Consider the following 19363-nt stretch of genomic DNA (forward strand, 5'->3'; position numbering starts at 1 on the left):
GACGGCGGACCGCAGACGAAAGGCCCCGCACCGGAATCGGTGCGGGGCCTTCGTATTTCGTGCCTACTCGGCGGCCGCCAGGGGCGGACTGAGTTCCTTGACCTCGGCGATGTGGCCGAAGTCGAGTTTCACGATCTGGTCGGCGCAGTCGAAGTAGCGGTCGTCGTGGGTGATCACGATGACGGTCTTGCCGCGTTCCTTGAGCTTCACCAGGATTTCCCGGTAGAAGACGTCGCGGAACTTCGGTTCCTGGTCCGCGGCCCACTCGTCGAACATGTAGATCGGGCGATCCTCGAGCAGAGCGGTCAAGAGCGCCAGGCGCTTTCGCTGCCCCTGGGACAGCGCGATCGTCGACAGCCGGCCGTTCTCCACGGTGACCTTGTGGTCGATCTGGAGTTCCTTCAGGTACTTGCGGACCTCGTCGTCGACGCCTTCGTCGAAGCCCAGGTAGTCCTCGAACAGGTGGAAGTCGGTGAAGACCGCCGACGAGTTCTGCCGGAACCACTCGATGTTCTCGTGGTCGATCGCCTCGCCATTGAGCGACAGGTGGCCGTGCTGCGGGACGTACAGACCCGTGATCAGTTTGGCCAGTGTCGATTTGCCGCTGCCGTTGCCGCCCACGATGAAGCTGATCTGACCGGGTGAGAAGGTCAGGTCCAGCGGTCCGAGGTGGAAGCCGGACCCGTCGGCCTGCGGCGGCGCCATGGGCGCGCCCATCGGGACGGGGTGGCCGCCGTGGTCGACGAACCGGTGGCCGTTGACATCCGGCCGATCGGTGTCGCGCGGGCCGTGGCCGGGCGGCGGGCCGCCGGGGCGTCCGCCCGGATGCGGGCCGGGGCGTCCGCCCATGGGCGCACCGGGTGCGCCGGGCCGCCCACCGCCGCCCGGGTGCGGCCGCGCACCGCCACCCGGGTGGGCTCCGGTACCGGGCGGCGGACCACCCGGCACGGGCGGGAAGGCCGGCGGCGCCTCGCTCAGGTAGTTGTAGCTGACGTCGTTGAGTTCCAGCCGCGCTGCGGTGGCGGCGGGACGCTCGGTGTAGGGCAGCGTGGATTCGTCGTGCGCGGTCTGGATGGACAGATTCAGCGAGCGAATCTTGGCCAGTGCCACGTCACCGCGCAGCAGGTCGGGAATGCGGTGCATGAAGTTCTGCATGGGCATCGAGAGGAACGTGGTGACCAGGACGTAGCCGACCATGACGTTCTGCGGCAGGTCCAGGGCGCGCGCCAGGCCGAACAGGATCAGGGCCATGGTGCCCAGCTGCAGCAGCTGGCCGAAACCCTGGGCGAAGGTGAATTTGGAGCCGGCGTCGACGTTCTGCACCCGCAGCTTCTCGGCGGAGCCGAGCAGTTGCCGATCCATGAAGTCGCGCCGCCGCCCGCGGTGCAGCTTGAGCTCCTTGATGCCCAGCGACACCTCCTGGAAGGACCGCAGCAGGCCGTCCTCGTTCTCGCGGGCGGCCTGGTACAGGTGCCGCACCTTCTTGAGAACCGTTTCGACACAGGCGATTCCGAGCAGGGTACCCGCGACGGTGGTGGCGAAGATCGGGCCGGACACGATCGCGAGGAACACGAAGCAGCCGATGATGGTCGCCAGGTCGATGCAGATGCTCGGAATGGCCGTGACCGCCTGCGACAGTGACCGCACATCCTCGGTCAGGGTCGCGATGAGGCGGTGCTGCCCGAGCCGCTCGAGGTGTTCGAGCGGCGCGGACACGATGCGGGCGCTCAGGTCCGCGCGCAGGCGGTAGATGGCCTCCTGCGCGAGCCGGATCAGCAGCACCTGCGAGATCACGCCGCTGATCAGGATGATCAGCGCGGTCGCGACGAACGCCTGGACCGTGACGCCCGGATGCGGTTCCGGTGACACCACTCCCCGAATCAATGTCACCAGGTAGGTATTGGCCGCACCGCAGACCAGACCGGAGGCGATGACGCCGGCGATCCGCATCCACGAGATGGAGATGAGGAATCTGATGAGTTGCATGGCTGCTGGGCTCTCTGGACGGAAGCTATGCCCGGATCAGGGGCGGATGATGTCGAAGACGACACCCTCGAGGGTGACGCCGGGCGCGAACGAGAACGCCACCCCGGTCGAGATAGGCTGCGTGGCCTGCTGCGCGATCATCTGCTCGAGCACGAAGATCAGCGAGACGCTGAGCATGTTGCCGTACTCGGCGAGCACGTCCCAGCTGGTCGCCGCCTGCTCGGAGCCGAGGCCGAGCGAGCGCACGGACTCCTCGATGATCTTCGGGCCACCCGGATGGATCGCCCACAGGTCGATGTCGGATTTGGTCATGCCGTTGCGCGCCAGCACGCTGGTCACCACCGGGTCCACGCCGCGCAGAATGTACTGCGGCAGGTTCTCCGACAGCTCGCAGGTGATGCCATTGTCGTTGACGCCCAGGACGATTCCGTCCTCCGCGTCGTCGAACAGGTAGCTGAAGCTGTCGCGGATGACCACCGCGCCGGCCGGCAGCGGCTGGTGCGGCTGGCTGGCCCCGATGACCACCGCGCCGCAGCCGTCTCCGAAGAGGCTGTGGACGATGACATCGTTGATATCGTCGTCGAACACGGCGTTCACCGAGCTGAGTTCGATGCAGATGACCAGCGCCTTCTTGTCCGGGTGCGCCCGGACATAGTCCACCGCGGCGCGCACCGAGTTCATGGCCGCGGCGCAGCCCATGAAGTTCACGATGACACGGTTGACGGCGGGGGACAGGCCCAGCTGCTTGACCACGGCCACGTCCACGCCGGGTGCGATGAAGCCGGTGCTGGTGGCGAAGACCAGCATGCCGATCTCCGACGCCCGGTCCTCCAGGTGTGCGGTGGCGCGTCCGGCCACATCCACGGCCAGCGGCACCGCGTGCTCGTAGAAGGTGTTCATGCGGTCCCGGATGGTGCCGACTTCCTTGCTGTAGGACAGGAATTCGGGGTCGATCGGGTCGACCGCGAGGTGGCGGGTGGTGATGCGGGTCTTCTGGTAGATCCGCGGAATCCGGGCCTGCTGCGCCGGATCGCTGAACAGTCCGGCCACCTGGGCGGCGGCGTCGGCCTGCGAGAAGATCTGGCTCGGCGAACCGGTCGCGATGGATTCGATGACGCCGACGGTGGTCGGCGGGGTCGGCGGCAGCGGTGCGGGTGCGAAGCCTTCCCGGTATAGAAAGGCCGAGCCGGGCTCGCCCCCCACGAGCCGGGTCGCCGCCGCCGAGGGGCGGGCGCCCCCTTCATCGATGGTGATTGACACGAAATTCTCCCCTCGTTTCGATATGACGACCCGCGGTGCGGCCGCCGCATGTACGGACGCACCGCGGTAGTGGAATCGGTTCAGACGGTTCCGATTCCGGTGAAGCCCTGAACCGTGTAGACGGCGCAGGTCTTCAGGGCAAGTGGTGAGAAGTGCTCCTTGGCGAACCCCCACTTGCGCTCCACCGCGTCGTCGGACGGCGCGAGAATGTAGGTCCGGATCTGCTTGGGGAAGCGGTCGGTGAAGAAACTCTTGGCCGGCAGCCACTCCACCCCGAACTTCGCGGACTCCTCGCGCAGCACGTCCTCGGTCGCGATGTTCGCGAAACCACTGCGCTGGTAGGGCAGGACGTGATGCACCCGGTGCGAGCTCAGGCCCGCGGACAGGAAGCAGTCGACGTACCGGTTGCCGACCACCTTGAGGTCGTAGGCCTGCTCGATCTGGTTGACGCCCCAGTCCTCGGAGTTCGACTCGATCTCCTCGGTCTCCAGTTCGAAGTCGTGGCTGGCCACCACCAGGAAGGTGGAGATCCACAGCGTGATCACGAATTGCAGTGCCCAGGCCCAGAAGTCGCCCATCACGGTGAAGACGATCAGCTCGCCCAGCAGCAGGAAGCGCACGCCGAAGGAACCGATGAAGTGCGGCAGCGCACCGCCCCAGGTGCCGTACATGTCCTTGATGCCCACCTTGCGGGTGAGGCGGCAGACGTCGAGCAGGCGGATGGTCATGCCGGTGATGGTGTGACCGAACTTGTGCAGGGTGTGGATCGGCACCCGGTACAGCCGCGGGACCCGCATCATCATGGTGAAGACGTTCTTCTTGATGTCGACTTCACTCTGGGTGTGCGGGTGGTGCAGCAGCGCGTGGCCGTCCGCGGTCACGAAAGCCAGTGCGACGTAATTGAAGTCGAAGGCATTCGTGTAGATCTTGTTCATGCCCTTCTGGGCGCGGTGGATGGCGTAGTGCCCGAAGCCGGCCAGCGAGCTGCGCAGCAGCACCATGGCGATCACGAACACGGGCAGCGGCATCCAGCTGCGCTCGAACAGCCGCAGGCCCTGCACCGCGAAGTACAGCACCGCCAGCGTGGCCACCACGATATTGAAGTAGGTGTCCATGCGCCGGATGCGGGCGGCCAGCTCGGGTTCCTTGAGCCGGGCCTTCACCTGGTGGAGCAGGTCATCCTTGTTGTCGAAGGTGAACTTCGGGGTGTCGCGCCAGCTGTCGAAGCCCTCGTTGAAGAGGAAGGCGGGCGCGTTGGCCTTGGGGTGGATGTCCTCCGGCAGGGCGTCGCGATCCAGCGCGTACTTCTTCAGGATGCGGCCGATGGCCTCCGGATTCTTGTGGTACGAACCGACGATCGAGGTGATGTCGCGATTCTTGGTCCGGCCGATGAAGAACTCGCCACCCGGATGCTTGGAAATCCAGTCGCTGAGGTCGTAGGCTTTGCCGTTGTAGACCCAGACATTCGATACCGGCGGTGGGCCGTCCATCGGGGGCCGGCGGAACTCCCCTTCGGGTTCCTGGCGTTCGATCGTCACTGCGGTTTCTGGGCGTTCGATCGTCGCCTCGGCCTCTGGTCGTTCGATCGTCATCTCATCCCTCCACACACAGGCACGACGTTTGAACTTTCAGACGAAATCGTCGCTGCTGCGCCTTGCATTTCACTGAACAATCTCTTAAGCGTGCAGCCGAGATAGCTGCGGACTAACCGGCTCGCGGAGCGAGCCGGAATTGGTTGTAAGCAATGGGTATTTCGGACCGTGTGCCGAAATGCGAAAGCCGGTCCGGGGAGGGCGGACGACAGGCGTTGCCGCCGTTGCTTTTTCCCCGAACCGGCTCCGAACTCACATGACAGGGATGTGCGCGATCAGCTGCCGGGCTTGGTGACGTGGACCGGCTTCGCCCAGTCGGACAGGGTAACCGTGACGGTGCCCGTGTCCTTGGTGACCACGGCACGCACCAGGTTGGGACCGGTGCCCGGCGAGGCGGCCGTGGACGGCAGCGTGGTGCCGGCGCCGCTCGGCGGAGCGACGTCCTTGATGTACAGGGTGATGGGGAAGGTGCCGCCGTCCTTGCCGATCTGCGGCACGACCGGGTCGAACACCGAGGCGTCGATGGTGCCGCTCACCTTCACGGTGTCGACGCCGTCGATCTTCTCGCGGCTCTCGGCCTTCGCGTTCTTCACCTGCGCAATGACATTGGCCAGGCCCTTGTCCTTGTCCAGGAGGACGCCCGGATCGTAGATCTTCTCGGCGGGGCCGACGGGGGAGTACTTGCTGCCGTCGCCGGTGTAGAGGGTCTTGTCGACGACCATGAACTTGGTGTCGGTGAAGTCGGCGTCCGGCTTGACCTTGACCTGGGCCTCACCGATGGCCTGACCCTGGCCCTGCGGCTGGTTGGTGACATCGGCCTTCAGGCTCTCGACCGGGAGGGTCGGGAGGTTCTGGACATCCATGACCACGTGCACCGACTGCAGGGTCTGGGTGGTCTTGGCGGATTCGGCGACGATCTGCGCGCCGTCGGGCAGCTGCGACGGCGGGGCCGCCTGCGAGGTGGTGGCCTTGCTGTCCGAGCTGGAGGACGAGGAGCAGCCCGACACCAGCGCGGCGGCCGCGGCGGCGGCGATCATGATCGGAAGGACGCTGCGCCGGACGCGGCGTCCAGTGGTGCGCTTGCCTTGGGACATCAGTTCATTCATGTACAACCCCCGAAGATTCCGTTCGATCTCGTTGTGAGGACAGCCTTGCCGCTGCCCGTCGTAGTATGCAGGACTTCGCCCGCGTCCGTGTCGAACGAGGCGATACTCCGGCATCCAACCAGCACCACCTGCGTGACGCCAAAGTTTTAGATCATCCAGCCGCGCAGGCGATTACCCCGCAACCCAGTATTTCCCACGTGGCGGCGAGCGTTAGCAGCGTCGCTGCGCCCGCGGCAAGCCGAGCGCCCGCTGATTTGCGGGCAGTTCTGTCGCTGGAGATTAGCCAATTGATTCTTGAAATTTCAGCTGATCGTTGAAATTTCAGTGGCATCAGTGCTGTGCGGTCTCGTGGATCAGCTCGGCGAGTTCCTCCGGTTTCGACCACATCGGCCAGTGTCCGGTCGGCAGGTCCACGTACTCCGCATCGATGTTGCGCAGCTCCCGGAACAGCGGCGGCTCGCCGGCGTCGCGGAGTTGCTGGACCAGCTCGGAGGGGAAGCTGCAGCAGATCACGGTGGTCGGAACCTTCAGTCGCGCAGCCGAATCGCCGAGCGTCACCGGGCGGCCCGCCACGCCGGCCGGGACCGGCACCGCCCGCTCCCGGAATCGGGCCAGCATCGCCTCGTCCAATCCGGCCAGGCTGTTCCCCATGGCCTCCACCTCGGCCCAGGTGTCCGGCAGTGGAAACTCCGCCGCGTCCCCGAGCGCCGGGTTGAGGACGAACCCCTCCGGCATGGGTGCGCTGTCGGCGTACACGACGCGCGAAAACAGTTCCGGCGCTAGATCTGTCGCCATGTACGCGACCGCACCGGCGCCCGAATGGGCCACCAGCACATCGCCCTCGCGGCCGGCCGCGACGATCGCGCGCGCCTGTGTCTCCAGGGTTGCCGACAATCGCTCCGGATCCGCCGGATCCAGACCCGGCAGGGTCAGCGCCTCGACCTCGTCCCCGAGCGACCGCAACTGCCCGGCCACTTCCTCCCACGCCCATGCGCCCAGCCAGAAGCCGGGAACCAACAGTATCCGTGCCATGTCCTGAGGATTGCACAGCGCACCGACAGTCGAAACCCCATGTCTCCCGGGGCTCTTGACCCGAGCGGCGGTTGAGGCGCATTATGAACGTACGTTCATGAACTAGCGTTCATATAGGAGTCGATCATGACCGAGATCGTCAATACCGCTCAGTCCGATGCCTGGAACGGCTACGAGGGCGAACACTGGGCCGGCAACCACGACCGCTACGACGCGGTGAACCGCGGCTTCAACGAACCCCTGCTGACCGCCGCCCGCATTTCCGCCGGTGGCCACGTCCTCGACATCGGTTGCGGCAACGGCCAATTGACCCGCGCCGCCGCCCGCCGCACCGGCACGGGATCCGCCACCGGCATCGACCTCTCTGGTCCGATGCTCACCCGGGCCCGCACCCTCGCCGCGGCCGAGGTCGTCCCCAACGTCACCTTCGAACGAGGCGACGCCCAGGTATTCCCGTTCTCCGGCAACGCTTTCGACGCCGCACTGAGCCGCTTCGGCATCATGTTCTTCGCCGACCCGGTGGCCGCCTTCGCCAATATCGCCCGCGCCCTGCGCCCCGGCGGCCGGCTCGCTTTCGTCACCATGCCGCCCATGCCTGGCACCGATCTCGGCACCGTATTCGGCGCGGCCGCACAGCATCTCGCTGACTTCGAGATCGCGCACACCCACGGGCCGCTCGCCGACCCCGATGCCATCCGAGACCTGTTGACCGCCTCTGGTTTCCGCGACATCGACGTCGAATACCGTGAGGCCGAAGGTGTCTGGGGCCGTGACCTGGACGACGCCACCGACTTCATCATCGACTGGGGCCCGCTGCGCTACCACCGCTCGCTGTCCGGTTTCACCACCGATACCGCAGTCCGCGCAGCCATCTCGACCGCCCTGGTCCCCTTCGTCACCCCCGGCGGCGTCCGCCTCCGCAACGCGGCCTACCTGGTCACCGCGACCCGCCCGCTACCGTAACCACCCATGTCCCCGAGAAAGGCGGCGGCGCTGCGCGGCACCGACGACGACCGCAACCTCCGCGACCACCTCGTCGCCACCGCCCAGCGCCTCCTCGCCGACCAGGGCGCACCCGGCCTCACCGTCCGCGCCATCGCCCGCGCCGCAGGCGTCGCCGACGGCGTCCTCTACAACCACTTCCCCGACAAGGACGCCCTCCTGGCCGCAGCCCTCAGCGCCCACGTCGCCGCCACCCACACCGCCCTGGACCCCCTACCGGCCCCCGGCACCGCGACCGTCCAGGAGAACCTGGAGCTGTACCTATCCGCCGGCCTCACCGTGCATCGCGCAGTCCTCCCGGTCTTCGCCGGCCTCCTGGCCAGCCCATCCGTGCTGGCCCGCTATGCCGAATCCGAAGCCCGCAACGATGATTGGCGCGAACTACTGGCCCGCTACCTCCGCGCCGAACGCGACCTGTCCCGCCTCACCCCCGCCACCGACACCGCCGCCGCAACCGCCATCCTCGTCGGCATCTGCCACGACGCAGTCCTCACCGCTATGCTCCCCGGCGCCCCGCACGCCGAAGTTGAGGTAGACGCAGTAGTCGCGACCCTCCTCGCCGGAATTGCACCCCACCCCTGAGACATCCAGCTGGCGCCGCAGTCTCGACCTTGCTCAGCCGATGCGGCCTTATTGAACTGCAGGCTTTGCGCCACAGTCGATTCGGCGAACCCAGCCGGCGTCGCGCGGCCCCACCAATACGGCGATTGCGATTCACCGCTGGGGCGCGGTCGACCCAGGTTCTCGACCCACGGTCGCAGGCTACTGAGCGGGGCGGGTGGATCTGCCGCGGAATCGGCCGAGCGGTTGGCTCAGTACACCGGGCCGGTGTACTTCTCGCCGGGGCCGGCGCCGGGGGCGTCGGGGTAGGCGGAGGATTCGCGGAAGGCGCGCTGGAGGGATTGGAGGCCTTCGCGGAGGGGGCCGGCGTGCGGGCCGAGGTATTCGACGGAGGCGGTGATCAGGCCGGCGAGGGCGGTGATGACGCGGCGGGCCTCGTCGAGGTCGAGGTGGGGGCTGGTGGCAGGATCGGCTTCGCCGAGGCCGAGCTTCTCGGCGGCGGAGCTCATCAGCATGACGGCGGCGCGGCTGATGACCTCGACGGCAGGGATGTCGGCCAGTTCGCGGACCACCTCGCCGTCGATGAGGGCCGATTCGTCGCTGGTGATTGCCTCGCTCATGCGGTAGAGCATCCCATCGTGCGGGTCGGCGCTGGTCGCGGGGGCCGTCGATTCGGAGCTCACGGCTATGAGTGTTAGACTCTTCCGCGACGACCGTCCCGGACTGGTTCCTGCAACCGACTCGGGGCATCAAGTGGAGCCCGACTCCCACCGTCGATCGGCCTTTCCGGTCAGATCAGGCGGTCCGGTCGCCCATCATTTGCCTGATGGGTTCTGCACGTGGGTTTGCCCTGCGTGTGGTGCGATGCCAGCTGTTTGCGTCGCGGATCGGTCGACTCGGGCCCCGTGGTGGTGAAATACCAGCACGGGGCTTTCGTGTTGGAATTGGGGTTGCAGTTATTGCTTGCGGTCGTTGACGAACCGCTTGACCTAGGAGGCCCCATCAGCACTGAGACCCGCATCAACGATCGCATCCGCGTTCCCGAGGTCCGACTCATCGGACCGGGTGGCGAGCAGGTTGGGATCGTGCGTGTTGAAGATGCACTACGCGTCGCTCAGGAAGCTGACCTCGACCTGGTCGAGGTCGCGCCGGATGCACGCCCGCCGGTGTGCAAGATCATGGACTACGGCAAGTTCAAGTACGAGACCGCGCAGAAGGCGCGTGAGTCCCGGAAGAACCAGGTTCAGACCGTGATCAAGGAGCAGAAGCTCCGGCCGAAGATCGATGACCACGACTACGCCACCAAGCGCGGCCATGTGATGCGCTTCCTCGAGGCCGGGTCGAAGGTCAAGGTCACCATCATGTTCCGCGGTCGCGAGCAGTCGCGTCCGGAACTCGGCTTCCGGCTCTTGCAGCGACTGGCCGCCGACGTCGCCGACCTCGGTTTCGTCGAAACTTCGGCCAAGCAGGACGGCCGGAACATGACCATGGTCCTCGCGCCCCACAAGGGTGCGAAGACGCGGGTGAAGGCCCAGCAGTCTGCGGCCCAGGGCGGCACCGTCCCGGCCGAGACCTCGGCTCCGGCCCTGGCCGAGACCGCAGCCCCGGCTGCCGAACCGGCCACCCCGCAGCAGTAATAACGAGAAGCTCCGGTGGCGCGCTGACGCGCGCCTCCGGCACGACAGATTGAGGAATCCATGCCGAAGATGAAGAGCCACAGCGGCGCCTCGAAGCGATTCAAGGTGTCGGGCAGCGGCAAGCTGCTGCGTCAGCAGGCGAACCGTCGCCACCTGCTCGAGCACAAGCCGTCCACCCGGACTCGTCGTCTGGACGGCGTGGAGGTCGTCGCGAAGGCGGACGTCGCTCGCGTCAAGAAGCTGCTCGCCAAGTAATTCGGCTGAGCCAGCCGCTCGCGATCCGTTCGCGGAACGCATCACCGACCAACCTCGGGCGCACTCGCCGGGTTCACGCGAAAGACCCAGCGCCCCTAATTCGATCAAGGACTGACAAGTGGCACGCGTCAAAAGGGCCGTCAACGCTCAGAAGAAGCGCCGTTCCGTTCTCGAGGCCTCCAAGGGCTACCGTGGCCAGCGGTCGCGCCTGTACCGCAAGGCCAAGGAACAGCAGCTGCACTCGCTCACCTACGCCTACCGGGACCGCCGGGCGCGCAAGGGTGACTTCCGCCAGCTGTGGATCACTCGTATCAACGCCGCCGCGCGTCTGAACGACATGACCTACAACCGCTTCATGCAGGGCCTGAAGGCTGCCGGCATCGAGGTGGACCGCAAGATCCTGGCCGAGCTCGCGGTGAGCGACGCCGAGGCGTTCGCCCAGCTGGTGGCCGCCGCCAAGGCCGCGCTGCCCGCCGACGTCAACGCCCCGGCCGCCTGATTCGGCCTGCGTGACGACGCAACACTCGAAACGACCCGCGGACGTGCTCTCCGAGCACAACCCGCGGGTCGTTTCTGCGGTCAAGCTCCATCGCGCACCGGTGCGCCGCAAGACCGGCCTGTTCCTGGCCGAGGGCGCGAATTCGGTGGAGGCCGCGCTCGATACCGGGCGGATCGAGGAGCTGTTCTACTCCTCCAGGGCCGCCGAACGCGAACACGAGCTGGTGGCCGGCGCTGCGGCGCAACGGGTGCGGACCACGCTGGTCAGTGACCGTGCTGCGGAGATGCTGGGGGAGACCGTGACACCGCCCGGCCTGATCGCGGTGTGCCGCCAGGTGGATGTGCCGCTGTCGGAGATCATCGACGCGTCCCCGCGCATGCTGGCCGTCCCGGTCGAGATCGCCGATCCCGGCAACGCCGGAACCCTGATCCGGGTGGCCGACGCGGTCGGCGCGGATGGCGTGGTGCTGGCCGGTGATTCGGTGGATCCGCACAACGGCAAATGCGTGCGCGCCTGTGCCGGAAGCCTTTTCCACGTTCCCGTGGCCCGCTCTCGCGATATCGATGCCACCCTCGACGCCCTCGAGCACGCCGGGATCGCCGTGCTGGCGACCACCGCCAAAGGCGAGGTCGACCTGGACGATGCCGACGAGATCCTGCGCGGCCCGGTCGCCTGGCTGTTCGGCAACGAGGCGCACGGCCTGGACAAGGCCATCGCCGCCCGCGCCACGCACCGGGTCCGGATCCCCATTCACGGCCGCGCCGAGAGCCTGAATCTCGCTGCCGCGGCGGCCATTTGCCTCTATGCGAGCTCGCGGGTCCAGCACGCCGAGTGACGCCGGCCGAGTCTGCCGACGCCATCGTCGAGGCCGGCGCGGTGCCGAAACCCGGCGAGCCGGTCCGGATCTGATCAGATGCCGTCCTCGCTGAGGTTGGCGAGGAGCTCGGTGGCCCACGGCGGGGTGTCGGCGTCGTCGCCATCGGTGACCTGGAGCGCAGTCAGGTCGATGAGCAGCATGCCGGTGGCGAAGAAGCGGCCGACCTCGTAGGTCGTCGCGCCGGTGAGCTCCTTGGCCAGGTTGTAGAGGCGTCCGAAGTGATCGCGGATGTTCTCGCCGATGGCCGGCTCGCTCGCCGCCGCGATGCCCTGCAGGAAGACCCGGGGCAGATCGCGGTCGGTGAGGAAATGTTCGCCGAAGTGGCTGCCGAGGGAATCGAGGCGGTCTGTGGGGGAGGCGTCCGGTGCGGCCTGGGTGGCCCCGGTGCGGAAGAGCTCCTCGATGCGCCCGCACACCTGGTCCAGCACCGCCAGGAACAGCTGCTGCTTGGTGCCGAACAGTCGGATCACATAGGGCTGCGAGACCCCCGCTCGTCGCGCGATATCGTCGGTTTTCGTTGCGGCGTAACCGGATTCAGCGAAGGCGGCGGTTGCGGCCGCGAGGACTTCCGCGCTGCGTTCGGTCGCCGTCATCCGGGTTCTGGTCATGGCTGTCGTGCCTCCTCGTCGTCGGCGATCCCGTGTGCCATTGACATGTTATCAGTCAATGCATACTCTCTAGTTATCAGTCGATAACAACAAGGATTGGTCATGGCTGAAACACTCGAAACCTCGAACCTCACCGACAAGGTCGTCGATGCCGCCCGGCAGCGGCCGCTGGGCGCGATCCTGGCGGCGGTGGGCATCCCGATGTTCATGGTCACGCTGGACAATCTCGTGGTCACCAATGCGCTGCCGGTCATCCGGACCGAACTGCACGCGTCGCTCACCGACCTGCAGTGGTTCGTGAACGCCTACACCCTCTCCTTCGCCTCGCTGCTGCTCACCGCCGCCGCGCTCGGCGACCGGATCGGCCGCCGGCGGATGTTCGTCATGGGCATCGCGCTGTTCACGGCGGCCTCGGCGGCGTGCGCGCTGGCCACCGAGCCGTGGATGCTCATCGCCTCGCGGGCGGTACAGGGCTTCGGCGGGGCGGCGGTGATGCCGCTGTCGCTGACACTGCTGTCGGCGGCGGTGCCGGAGAAGATGCGCAGTGCGGCCATCGGCATCTGGGGCGGCATCTCCGGGCTCGGCGTGGCGCTCGGACCCGTGGTCGGCGGCGCGGTCGTCGACGGACTCAGCTGGCAGTGGATCTTCTGGATCAACGTTCCGATCGGCATCGTCGCCGTTCCGCTGGCCGCCCGCATCCTGAACGAATCCTTCGGCGGCGCACGGAAATTGGATCCGATCGGCCTGTTGCTCTCGGCGGGTGGCGTGCTCGCGGTGGTCTGGGGCGTGATCCACGGCGCGGACGACGGGTGGACCTCGGCCAAGGTGCTGACCGGGCTGATCGGCGGCGCGGCGCTGCTGGCGGCGTTCGTGCTGTGGGAGAACCGCTCGGCCGATCCCATGCTGCCGCTGCGGCTGTTCCGGTCGCGCAGCTTCAGCGCGGTCAATACCGTGCTCTTCACCTTCTCCGTCGGCGTCTTCGGCTCGATCTTCCTGCTGGCCCAGTACTTCCAGGTGGTGCAGGGCTACACGCCGCTGCAGTCCGGTATCCGGACGCTGCCGTGGACTATGGCCCCGATGGTGGTGGCCCCGCTCGCCGGGCTGATCGTCGATCGGGTGGGTGTGCGGCCGCTGATCGCCATCGGTCAGGTGTTCCTGTCGGCGGCGCTGCTGTGGATGGCGCTGATCACCACGGTCGACGTCTCCTACAGCTCCTTCGTCCTGCCCTTCGTGCTGGGCGGCATCGGCATGGGCCTGACCTTCGCGCCCACCGCCACCGCCGTGATGGCCAGCGCGGCCCCGGCCGATCAGGGCATGGCCTCCGGCGCCAACAACACCATCCGTGAGGTGGGTGTCGCCATGGGTGTCGCGGTGCTGGCGTCGGTATTCGCCTCGCACGGTTCGTATCTGAGCCCGCAGGAATACGTGGACGGCCTCATCCCGGCGGTCAAGGTGGGCGCGGCGATCGTCGCGGTCGGTGCGCTGGTCGCACTGCTGCTGCCCAGTCGGCAGGTGATCGCCGAATCATCCACCGGTGCATCGACTTTCGCTCACTGACCGGTCTGGTCAGGCGGCCACACCGCTGTGGTTCCGCATCCCCGAACAACTGGTCTACAACGGCGTAGCGTTGTTCGCCACCCTCGGATCGGCGTCGACGATCCGATCCGCCCCTCGAACGGCGTCTCCGGCAACCGGTGCGCCAGGGTAACGCCGGCACGAACCGCGTTGCGCCCCTTCCGGACCGGTCCGGAAGGGGCGCAACGCATTCAGGTGCATTCGGGAGGTGGCGCCGGCTACGGAGCCGGGCTCGGAGCGGTGGCGGCCTCGAAGGCGGTGGTGATGGCGGCGACCACCTGGTCCATTGTCGGCGGCTCTTGCCCGGGGAGTTCCCGCTCGACGGAGGTCATGTCGACGTCGGGCATGCCGCAGGCGACCGCGAGCTTCCAGGGGGTGAGGTCGCCGGTGACATTGAGAGCGAAGCCGTGCGTGGAGACATTGCGGCCGACGCGCATACCGATGGACGTGATCTTGCGGCCGGTGTCGCGGGTCCAGACGCCGGTGAGGAGCTCGGACCCGGCCGGGGTGTCGCGGCGCTCGGCCGGGATGCCCAGTTCGGCCAGAGCCGTCACGATCCGGAGTTCGACATCGCGGATCAGATCAACGACGCCCTCGCCGGGCTGCAGCTTGACGATGAGGTAGCCGACCAGCTGACCGGGCGCGTGATACGTGAGCTGGCCGCCGCGGTTGGTGGTGAAGACCGGGATGTCGGTCTCGGGAGCGGGCAGATGCGCCTCCGGGGTGCGGCGTCCGATCGTGAAAGTCTGCTCGTGGCTGAGCAGCCAGAGCGTGTCGGGCCGCTGGTCGGCGACACGCTCCTCCCACATCTGCTGCATGCGGTCCATCGCCACCGAGTACTCGATGAGGCGGTCGGTGTCGTCGATGAGAGTCAGGGGCCGGGACTTCACGAGTTCATTCGTACCACCGCCGGTCCGGCCACCGCGCCGAGAGGGTGGTCCCGAGCTGGGGAAATCCAGGTGAGGTGGCCTGATTACAAGGTTTACGATGCGACCAGCAAGAATGGGTACGCAGTAACCACTGCTGACAAGACTTTCCGCCCGACCCGTAACCAGCCTGGGGAGTGACGAACCATCGTGGCCGATGACAACAGTGCCGAGCAGACCGCTGCGTTGAGCGAGGAGTCGCTCTCCGCCGCCGCGGAAGCTGCTGAGAAGGCGTTCGCCTCGGCCTCGACGCTGGACGAACTGGCTGCCGCCAAGACCGAGTACATGGGTGGCAAGTCGCCGATCTCGCTGGCGCAACGGTCGCTGGGCGCGCTGCCCAAGGAGGAGAAGGCCGACGCCGGCAAGCGCGTCAATGTCGCGCGCGGCCGGGTGTCGCAGGCGTACGAGACCCGCCAGGCCGAGCTGCTCGCCGAGCGCGACGCGGCGGTCCTGGTCGCCGAGACCATCGACGTCACCCTGCCCGCCCGTCGGCACGCCGAGGGCGCGCGGCATCCGATCTCGGTGCTGTCCGAGCGGGTCGCGGATGTGTTCGTGGCCATGGGCTGGGAGGTCGCCGAGGGTCCCGAGGTCGAGACCGAGCACTTCAACTTCGACGCCCTCAACTTCCTGCCGGACCACCCGGCCCGCACCATGCAGGACACCTTCCACATCGCGCCGGAGGGTTCGCGGCAGGTGCTGCGCACGCACACCTCGCCGGTTCAGGTGCGCTCCATGCTGTCTCGCGAGCTGCCGATCTATGTGGTCTGCCCGGGGCGGACCTTCCGCACCGACGAGCTGGACGCCACCCACACCCCGGTGTTCTCGCAGATCGAGGGTCTGGCCATCGACAAGGGCCTGACCATGGCGCACCTCAAGGGCACCCTGGACTCCTTCGCGCGGGCGCTGTTCGGTCCGAACACCACCACGCGCATGCGGCCCAGCTTCTTCCCCTTCACCGAGCCGTCCGCCGAGGTGGACGTGTGGTTCGAGGACAAGAAGGGCGGCCCCGGCTGGGTCGAGTGGGGCGGCTGCGGCATGGTGAACCCGAAGGTGCTCATCGCCAGCGGCATCGATCCCGAGGTGTACAGCGGTTTCGCGTTCGGCATGGGTCTGGAACGGACCCTGCAGTTCCGCAATGGCCTGCCGGACATGCGTGACATCGTCGAGGGCGATGTGCGCTTCACGCTGCCGTTCGGCATCCAGTCCTGACCTGACCCCGATACGAGGAAGCGAAACGTCAAGTGCGAGTAGCGCAGTCCTGGCTGACGGAAATCCTGCAGCGGACCACCCCCGGGTGGTCGGTGACGCCGGAGGAGCTCGACGCGGGGTTCGTCCGGGTCGGGCTGGAGGTCGAAGAGGTCGACCGGTTGCACCAGGTGCAGGGTGACATCGAGCACCCGCTGGTGGTCGGACGGGTCGCCGAGATCACCGAGCTGACCGAGTTCAAGAAGCCGATCCGCTTCTGCAAGGTGGACGTCGGCAATCCCGAGCTGCAGGAGATCGTCTGCGGCGCACGGAATTTCGCCGTCGGCGACCTGGTGATCGTGGTGCTGCCCGGTGGCGTGCTGCCCGGTGGCTTCCAGATCGCGTCGCGGAAGACCTACGGCCACACCAGCAATGGCATGATCTGCTCGGTCGCCGAACTGGGGATCGGGAAGGATCACAGCGGCATCCTGGTGCTCGAGCCCGGCACCGCCGAGCCCGGCGCGGACGCCAATGAGCTGCTGGGTCTGGACGATACGGTCATCGAGCTGGCCATCACCCCCGACCGCGGCTACGCCTTCTCGGCGCGCGGCCTGGCGCGTGAACTGGCCTGCGGCTTCGACCTGGAATACGGCGATCCGGCCGTGCGGCTGCTGCCGGACGACGAGGCCGATGCCTGGTCGGTGAAGCTCGAGCCCGAGTCGCTGTGCACGCGCTTCGCGGTGCGCCGGGTGACCGGCATCGACCCGAAGGCCGTGAGCCCGTGGTGGCTGCAGCGTCGCCTGCTGCTCTCGGGCGTGCGGCCCATCTCCCCGGCCGTCGACGTCACCAACTATGTGATGCTCGAGCTCGGCCAGCCGCTGCATGCCTTCGACGCCACGAAGGTGCAGGGCGGTTTCGTGGTGCGCCGCGCGCACAAGGGCGAAATATTGCGCACCCTCGACGAGGCCGAGCGCACCCTCGACTCCGAGGACGTGGTGATCGCCGATGACAGCGGCGTCATCTCGCTCGCGGGCATCATGGGCGGCGCGAGCACCGAGGTGTCCGGCACCTCCACCGACATTCTGCTCGAGGCCGCCACCTGGAACCCGGTGGCCGTGGCCCGCACCGCGCGCCGCCACAAGCTCGGCTCCGAGGCCAGCCGCCGGTTCGAGCGGATCGTGGACCCCGAGGTCAATGTGGCCGCCCTGGATCGCGCCGCCACGCTGCTGGCCGAGATCGCCGGTGGCACAATCGAATCCGTGCTGACCGACGTGCGCGTACCCACGCCGGCCCGGCAGCCGATCGTCATGGACATCGACCTGGCCGACCGCACCGCGGGCGTGCACTACGCGCCCGGCGCGGCCACCCGCCGCCTGCAGCAGGTGGGCTGCGCCATCGAGGTCGGTGTCAGCGAGTCCGGGCACGGGCAGCTGGTCGTCACCCCGCCGAGCTGGCGGCCCGACCTCACCCAGCCCGCCGACCTGGTGGAGGAGGTGCTGCGCCTGGAGGGTCTGGACAAGATCCCGTCGGTGCTGCCCACCGCCCCCGCCGGCCGCGGCCTCACCGCCCAGCAGCGTCGCCGCCGTGGGGTGAGCAAGGCGCTGGCATTCGAGGGCTGCGTCGAGGTGCCCGCGCCGGTCTTCATGCCCGGCGGTGTCTTCGACACCTGGGGTCTGGACGCCGATGACTCGCGCCGCAAGACGTTGCGGGTGCTCAACCCGCTCGATGTCGAGCGCGCCGAGCTGTCCTCCACGCTGCTGCCCGGCCTGCTGGAGATCGCCGCCCGCAATATCTCTCGCGGAGAGCGCGATCTTGCCATTTACGGCATCGGCCAGGTCACGCTGCCGAACGAGCAGACCGTGCCGGTGGGCCCGCTGCCCGTCGACCGCCGTCCCACCGAGGACGAGATCGGCGTGCTGCTGCGGTCGCTGCCGGAGCAGCCGATCCATATCGGTGCCGTGCTCACCGGCCGCCGCGAGCCGCGGGGCCCGTGGGGTGCGGGTCGTGCGGTCGAGGCGGGCGACGCCTTCGCCCTGGTGGACGCGATCGCCGATGCTTCGGGCCTGGTGATCGAACGGCGTGCCACGCAATACCTTCCGTGGCACCCGGGCCGGTGCGCCGAGCTTGTCATCGACGGGGTCGTTGTCGGCCATGCCGGTGAACTGCACCCCGCGGTCCTGGAGCGCTCGGGCCTGCCCCCGCGCACCTGCGCCGTGGAACTCGACCTCGACGCACTGCCGCTGCGCGAAATCCGGCCCACTCCCGTGGTTTCCGCGTTCCCCGCGGTGCTGCAGGACGTGTCGATCAGCGTCGACAAGGCCGTTTCCGCCGCCGCCGTGGAGGATGCCCTCCGCAGCGGCGCGGGCGAACTGCTCGAGAACATCTCGCTCTTCGATGTCTACGAGGGCGCCCAGGCCGGTGAGGGCCGCAAGTCCCTGACCTACGCCCTGCGCTTCCGTGCCATCGACCGCACCCTGACCGAGGACGAGGCCAGCGCCGCCCGCGACGCAGCCGTCGCCGCCGCGTCCTCCGCGGTGGGAGCGGTCATCCGCGCCTGACCCGAACCGGCAAACACAACGGAGGCTCCGAACCCGGGGCCTCCGTTGTCATTTCCGCCGCCGGATTTTCCAGGCTGTTCAGCACTCATCGGTCGCAGCACGAAGGTATGCGCCTCGACCCCGAACGAAAACTGAAAAGACAAAGACAAAGACGCCTGGAGAGGGGCGGGGGCCGGGCTCACGTCCGCGTCTACACCTTCCAGCCCCCTCACCTTTGAAGCCGTATGTGGGGTTACCGCATGAGGTATTCCGTTCGATCACGGGGTTGGGGTCGCCACATGACGGTGTTGGCGTCGTACTGGCGGTTGAGAGCGGAGAAGCAGTGGCAGGAATGTCGGTGCGAGCGTTCGGGGATCGGCGAGAACCGATGAGCCCGCGGGGCGGGGGGTCACTGGTGGTCACGGTCGCGGTGATGATGGCGGTCGGAATCGCGGTCGCATTGGTGGTCACGGTGGCGATGATCGTGCCGATCGCGGCACCCCCGGGTATATCGTTGTGGGCGTTGGGGTTCGGGATCATTGGTGAGTTAGCGGCGGGTTTGTCTGTAGAAGGTGATGCGTGTCCTACCTTTCTTCCTGGGTCGGTCGGGCCTGTAATGTCGCGGCGGCCCAGGGGAATCGGGTGTGGCTTTGATGCGTGTGCCGCTGGTGGCTCGGACTGCTTGGCCGCTCGGTTCCCCGTGACGACCCTGGCCGCATATTGGG

The 19363-nt window shown here is 67.6% G+C and carries 18 protein-coding genes; 10 read left to right on the forward strand and 8 right to left on the reverse strand.

The genetic code is table 11. The features are described 5' to 3' along the window. Positions 1 to 63: 63 nt before the first annotated feature. The 4 genes from ACWEKS_RS18530 to ACWEKS_RS18545 form a co-directional block, all read right to left on the reverse strand. Positions 64 to 1986: an ATP-binding cassette domain-containing protein gene (locus ACWEKS_RS18530; protein WP_452341204.1), complete on the reverse strand. Its 1923-nt coding sequence runs from the start codon at positions 1984 to 1986 to the stop codon at positions 64 to 66. A 36-nt stretch (positions 1987 to 2022) separates the two neighbouring features. Beyond that, complete coding sequence (locus ACWEKS_RS18535) at positions 2023 to 3189, reverse strand: type III polyketide synthase (RefSeq protein ID WP_452341226.1); 1167 nt, start codon at positions 3187 to 3189, stop codon at positions 2023 to 2025. A gap of 137 nt (positions 3190 to 3326) precedes the next feature. Beyond that, complete coding sequence (locus tag ACWEKS_RS18540; protein ID WP_452341227.1) at positions 3327 to 4736, reverse strand: fatty acid desaturase; 1410 nt, start codon at positions 4734 to 4736, stop codon at positions 3327 to 3329. Between the two features lie 377 nt (positions 4737 to 5113). Beyond that, positions 5114 to 5944 carry an LppX_LprAFG lipoprotein gene (locus ACWEKS_RS18545; RefSeq protein WP_452341205.1) on the reverse strand — a complete coding sequence of 277 codons (831 nt, stop codon included), beginning with the start codon at positions 5942 to 5944 and terminating at the stop codon, positions 5114 to 5116. Between the two features lie 65 nt (positions 5945 to 6009). Here ACWEKS_RS18545 and ACWEKS_RS18550 point away from each other — a divergent pair, with 65 nt between their 5' ends. Further along, the gene (locus ACWEKS_RS18550; protein ID WP_452341206.1) at positions 6010 to 6261 is read left to right on the forward strand and encodes a hypothetical protein; all 252 of its coding nucleotides are present in this window, start codon (positions 6010 to 6012) and stop codon (positions 6259 to 6261) included. A gap of 13 nt (positions 6262 to 6274) precedes the next feature. On the opposite strand, the gene ACWEKS_RS18555 is transcribed toward ACWEKS_RS18550, so the two are convergent. Further along, entirely contained in the window at positions 6275 to 6976 is a 702-nt protein-coding gene (locus ACWEKS_RS18555) for an alpha/beta fold hydrolase (protein ID WP_452341207.1), read from the reverse strand. A gap of 126 nt (positions 6977 to 7102) precedes the next feature. On the opposite strand from ACWEKS_RS18555, the gene ACWEKS_RS18560 reads away from it, so the two are divergent. Together ACWEKS_RS18560 and ACWEKS_RS18565 are read left to right on the forward strand one after the other, a co-directional pair. Then, positions 7103 to 7939, forward strand: a complete 837-nt coding sequence (locus ACWEKS_RS18560; protein WP_452341208.1) for a class I SAM-dependent methyltransferase — start codon at positions 7103 to 7105, stop codon at positions 7937 to 7939. 6 nt (positions 7940 to 7945) lie between these two features. Beyond that, positions 7946 to 8560, forward strand: a complete 615-nt coding sequence (locus ACWEKS_RS18565) for a TetR/AcrR family transcriptional regulator (RefSeq protein ID WP_452341209.1) — start codon at positions 7946 to 7948, stop codon at positions 8558 to 8560. A 230-nt stretch (positions 8561 to 8790) separates the two neighbouring features. Here ACWEKS_RS18565 and ACWEKS_RS18570 read toward each other — a convergent pair whose 3' ends face one another. Continuing rightward, positions 8791 to 9159 carry a DUF1844 domain-containing protein gene (locus tag ACWEKS_RS18570; RefSeq protein ID WP_364619634.1) on the reverse strand — a complete coding sequence of 123 codons (369 nt, stop codon included), beginning with the start codon at positions 9157 to 9159 and terminating at the stop codon, positions 8791 to 8793. 330 nt (positions 9160 to 9489) lie between these two features. Here ACWEKS_RS18570 and infC point away from each other — a divergent pair, with 330 nt between their 5' ends. The 4 genes from infC (at position 9490) to ACWEKS_RS18590 (ending at position 11765) form a co-directional block, all read left to right on the forward strand. After that, complete coding sequence (gene infC, locus ACWEKS_RS18575) at positions 9490 to 10176, forward strand: translation initiation factor IF-3 (protein ID WP_452341228.1); 687 nt, start codon at positions 9490 to 9492, stop codon at positions 10174 to 10176. Positions 10177 to 10236: 60 nt separating this feature from the next. Then, positions 10237 to 10431: a 50S ribosomal protein L35 gene (rpmI, locus tag ACWEKS_RS18580; protein ID WP_040856904.1), complete on the forward strand. Its 195-nt coding sequence runs from the start codon at positions 10237 to 10239 to the stop codon at positions 10429 to 10431. Positions 10432 to 10549: 118 nt separating this feature from the next. Further along, on the forward strand, positions 10550 to 10930 hold the full coding sequence (gene rplT / locus ACWEKS_RS18585; protein ID WP_040807291.1) for a 50S ribosomal protein L20: 381 nt from the start codon (positions 10550 to 10552) through the stop codon (positions 10928 to 10930). Between the two features lie 10 nt (positions 10931 to 10940). Continuing rightward, a complete protein-coding gene (locus tag ACWEKS_RS18590; protein WP_452341210.1) occupies positions 10941 to 11765 on the forward strand; it encodes a TrmH family RNA methyltransferase in 825 nt (274 codons plus the stop codon). Positions 11766 to 11839: 74 nt separating this feature from the next. Here the strand turns inward: ACWEKS_RS18590 and ACWEKS_RS18595 are convergent, their stop codons facing one another. Continuing rightward, entirely contained in the window at positions 11840 to 12415 is a 576-nt protein-coding gene (locus ACWEKS_RS18595; protein WP_452341211.1) for a TetR/AcrR family transcriptional regulator, read from the reverse strand. Positions 12416 to 12517: 102 nt separating this feature from the next. On the opposite strand from ACWEKS_RS18595, the gene ACWEKS_RS18600 reads away from it, so the two are divergent. Then, positions 12518 to 13972: an MFS transporter gene (locus ACWEKS_RS18600; RefSeq protein ID WP_452341212.1), complete on the forward strand. Its 1455-nt coding sequence runs from the start codon at positions 12518 to 12520 to the stop codon at positions 13970 to 13972. Positions 13973 to 14208: 236 nt separating this feature from the next. Here ACWEKS_RS18600 and lipB read toward each other — a convergent pair whose 3' ends face one another. Then, a complete protein-coding gene (gene lipB / locus ACWEKS_RS18605) occupies positions 14209 to 14880 on the reverse strand; it encodes a lipoyl(octanoyl) transferase LipB (RefSeq protein WP_452341213.1) in 672 nt (223 codons plus the stop codon). A gap of 186 nt (positions 14881 to 15066) precedes the next feature. Between lipB and pheS the strand changes: the two genes are divergently transcribed. Then, positions 15067 to 16125, forward strand: a complete 1059-nt coding sequence (gene pheS, locus ACWEKS_RS18610; RefSeq protein WP_452341214.1) for a phenylalanine--tRNA ligase subunit alpha — start codon at positions 15067 to 15069, stop codon at positions 16123 to 16125. Between the two features lie 32 nt (positions 16126 to 16157). After that, positions 16158 to 18659: a phenylalanine--tRNA ligase subunit beta gene (gene pheT / locus ACWEKS_RS18615; protein ID WP_452341215.1), complete on the forward strand. Its 2502-nt coding sequence runs from the start codon at positions 16158 to 16160 to the stop codon at positions 18657 to 18659. Positions 18660 to 19363: the final 704 nt, after the last annotated feature.

It is taken from the genome of Nocardia sp. NPDC004711 (assembly GCF_053601595.1).

What these genes read in the sequence shown, in the direction of transcription:
- ACWEKS_RS18570 (WP_364619634.1), bottom strand. Translation starts at nt 9,159, where the DNA reads ATGAGCGAGGCAATCACCAGCGACGAATCGGCCCTCATCGACGGCGAG.
- ACWEKS_RS18560 (WP_452341208.1), top strand. Translation starts at nt 7,103, where the DNA reads ATGACCGAGATCGTCAATACCGCTCAGTCCGATGCCTGGAACGGCTAC.
- ACWEKS_RS18595 (WP_452341211.1), bottom strand. Translation starts at nt 12,415, where the DNA reads ATGACCAGAACCCGGATGACGGCGACCGAACGCAGCGCGGAAGTCCTC.
- ACWEKS_RS18545 (WP_452341205.1), bottom strand. Translation starts at nt 5,944, where the DNA reads ATGAATGAACTGATGTCCCAAGGCAAGCGCACCACTGGACGCCGCGTC.
- ACWEKS_RS18555 (WP_452341207.1), bottom strand. Translation starts at nt 6,976, where the DNA reads ATGGCACGGATACTGTTGGTTCCCGGCTTCTGGCTGGGCGCATGGGCG.
- rpmI (WP_040856904.1), top strand. Translation starts at nt 10,237, where the DNA reads ATGCCGAAGATGAAGAGCCACAGCGGCGCCTCGAAGCGATTCAAGGTG.
- ACWEKS_RS18530 (WP_452341204.1), bottom strand. Translation starts at nt 1,986, where the DNA reads ATGCAACTCATCAGATTCCTCATCTCCATCTCGTGGATGCGGATCGCC.
- ACWEKS_RS18565 (WP_452341209.1), top strand. Translation starts at nt 7,946, where the DNA reads ATGTCCCCGAGAAAGGCGGCGGCGCTGCGCGGCACCGACGACGACCGC.
- ACWEKS_RS18600 (WP_452341212.1), top strand. Translation starts at nt 12,518, where the DNA reads ATGGCTGAAACACTCGAAACCTCGAACCTCACCGACAAGGTCGTCGAT.
- ACWEKS_RS18540 (WP_452341227.1), bottom strand. Translation starts at nt 4,736, where the DNA reads ATGGACGGCCCACCGCCGGTATCGAATGTCTGGGTCTACAACGGCAAA.
- ACWEKS_RS18550 (WP_452341206.1), top strand. Translation starts at nt 6,010, where the DNA reads ATGCAGGACTTCGCCCGCGTCCGTGTCGAACGAGGCGATACTCCGGCA.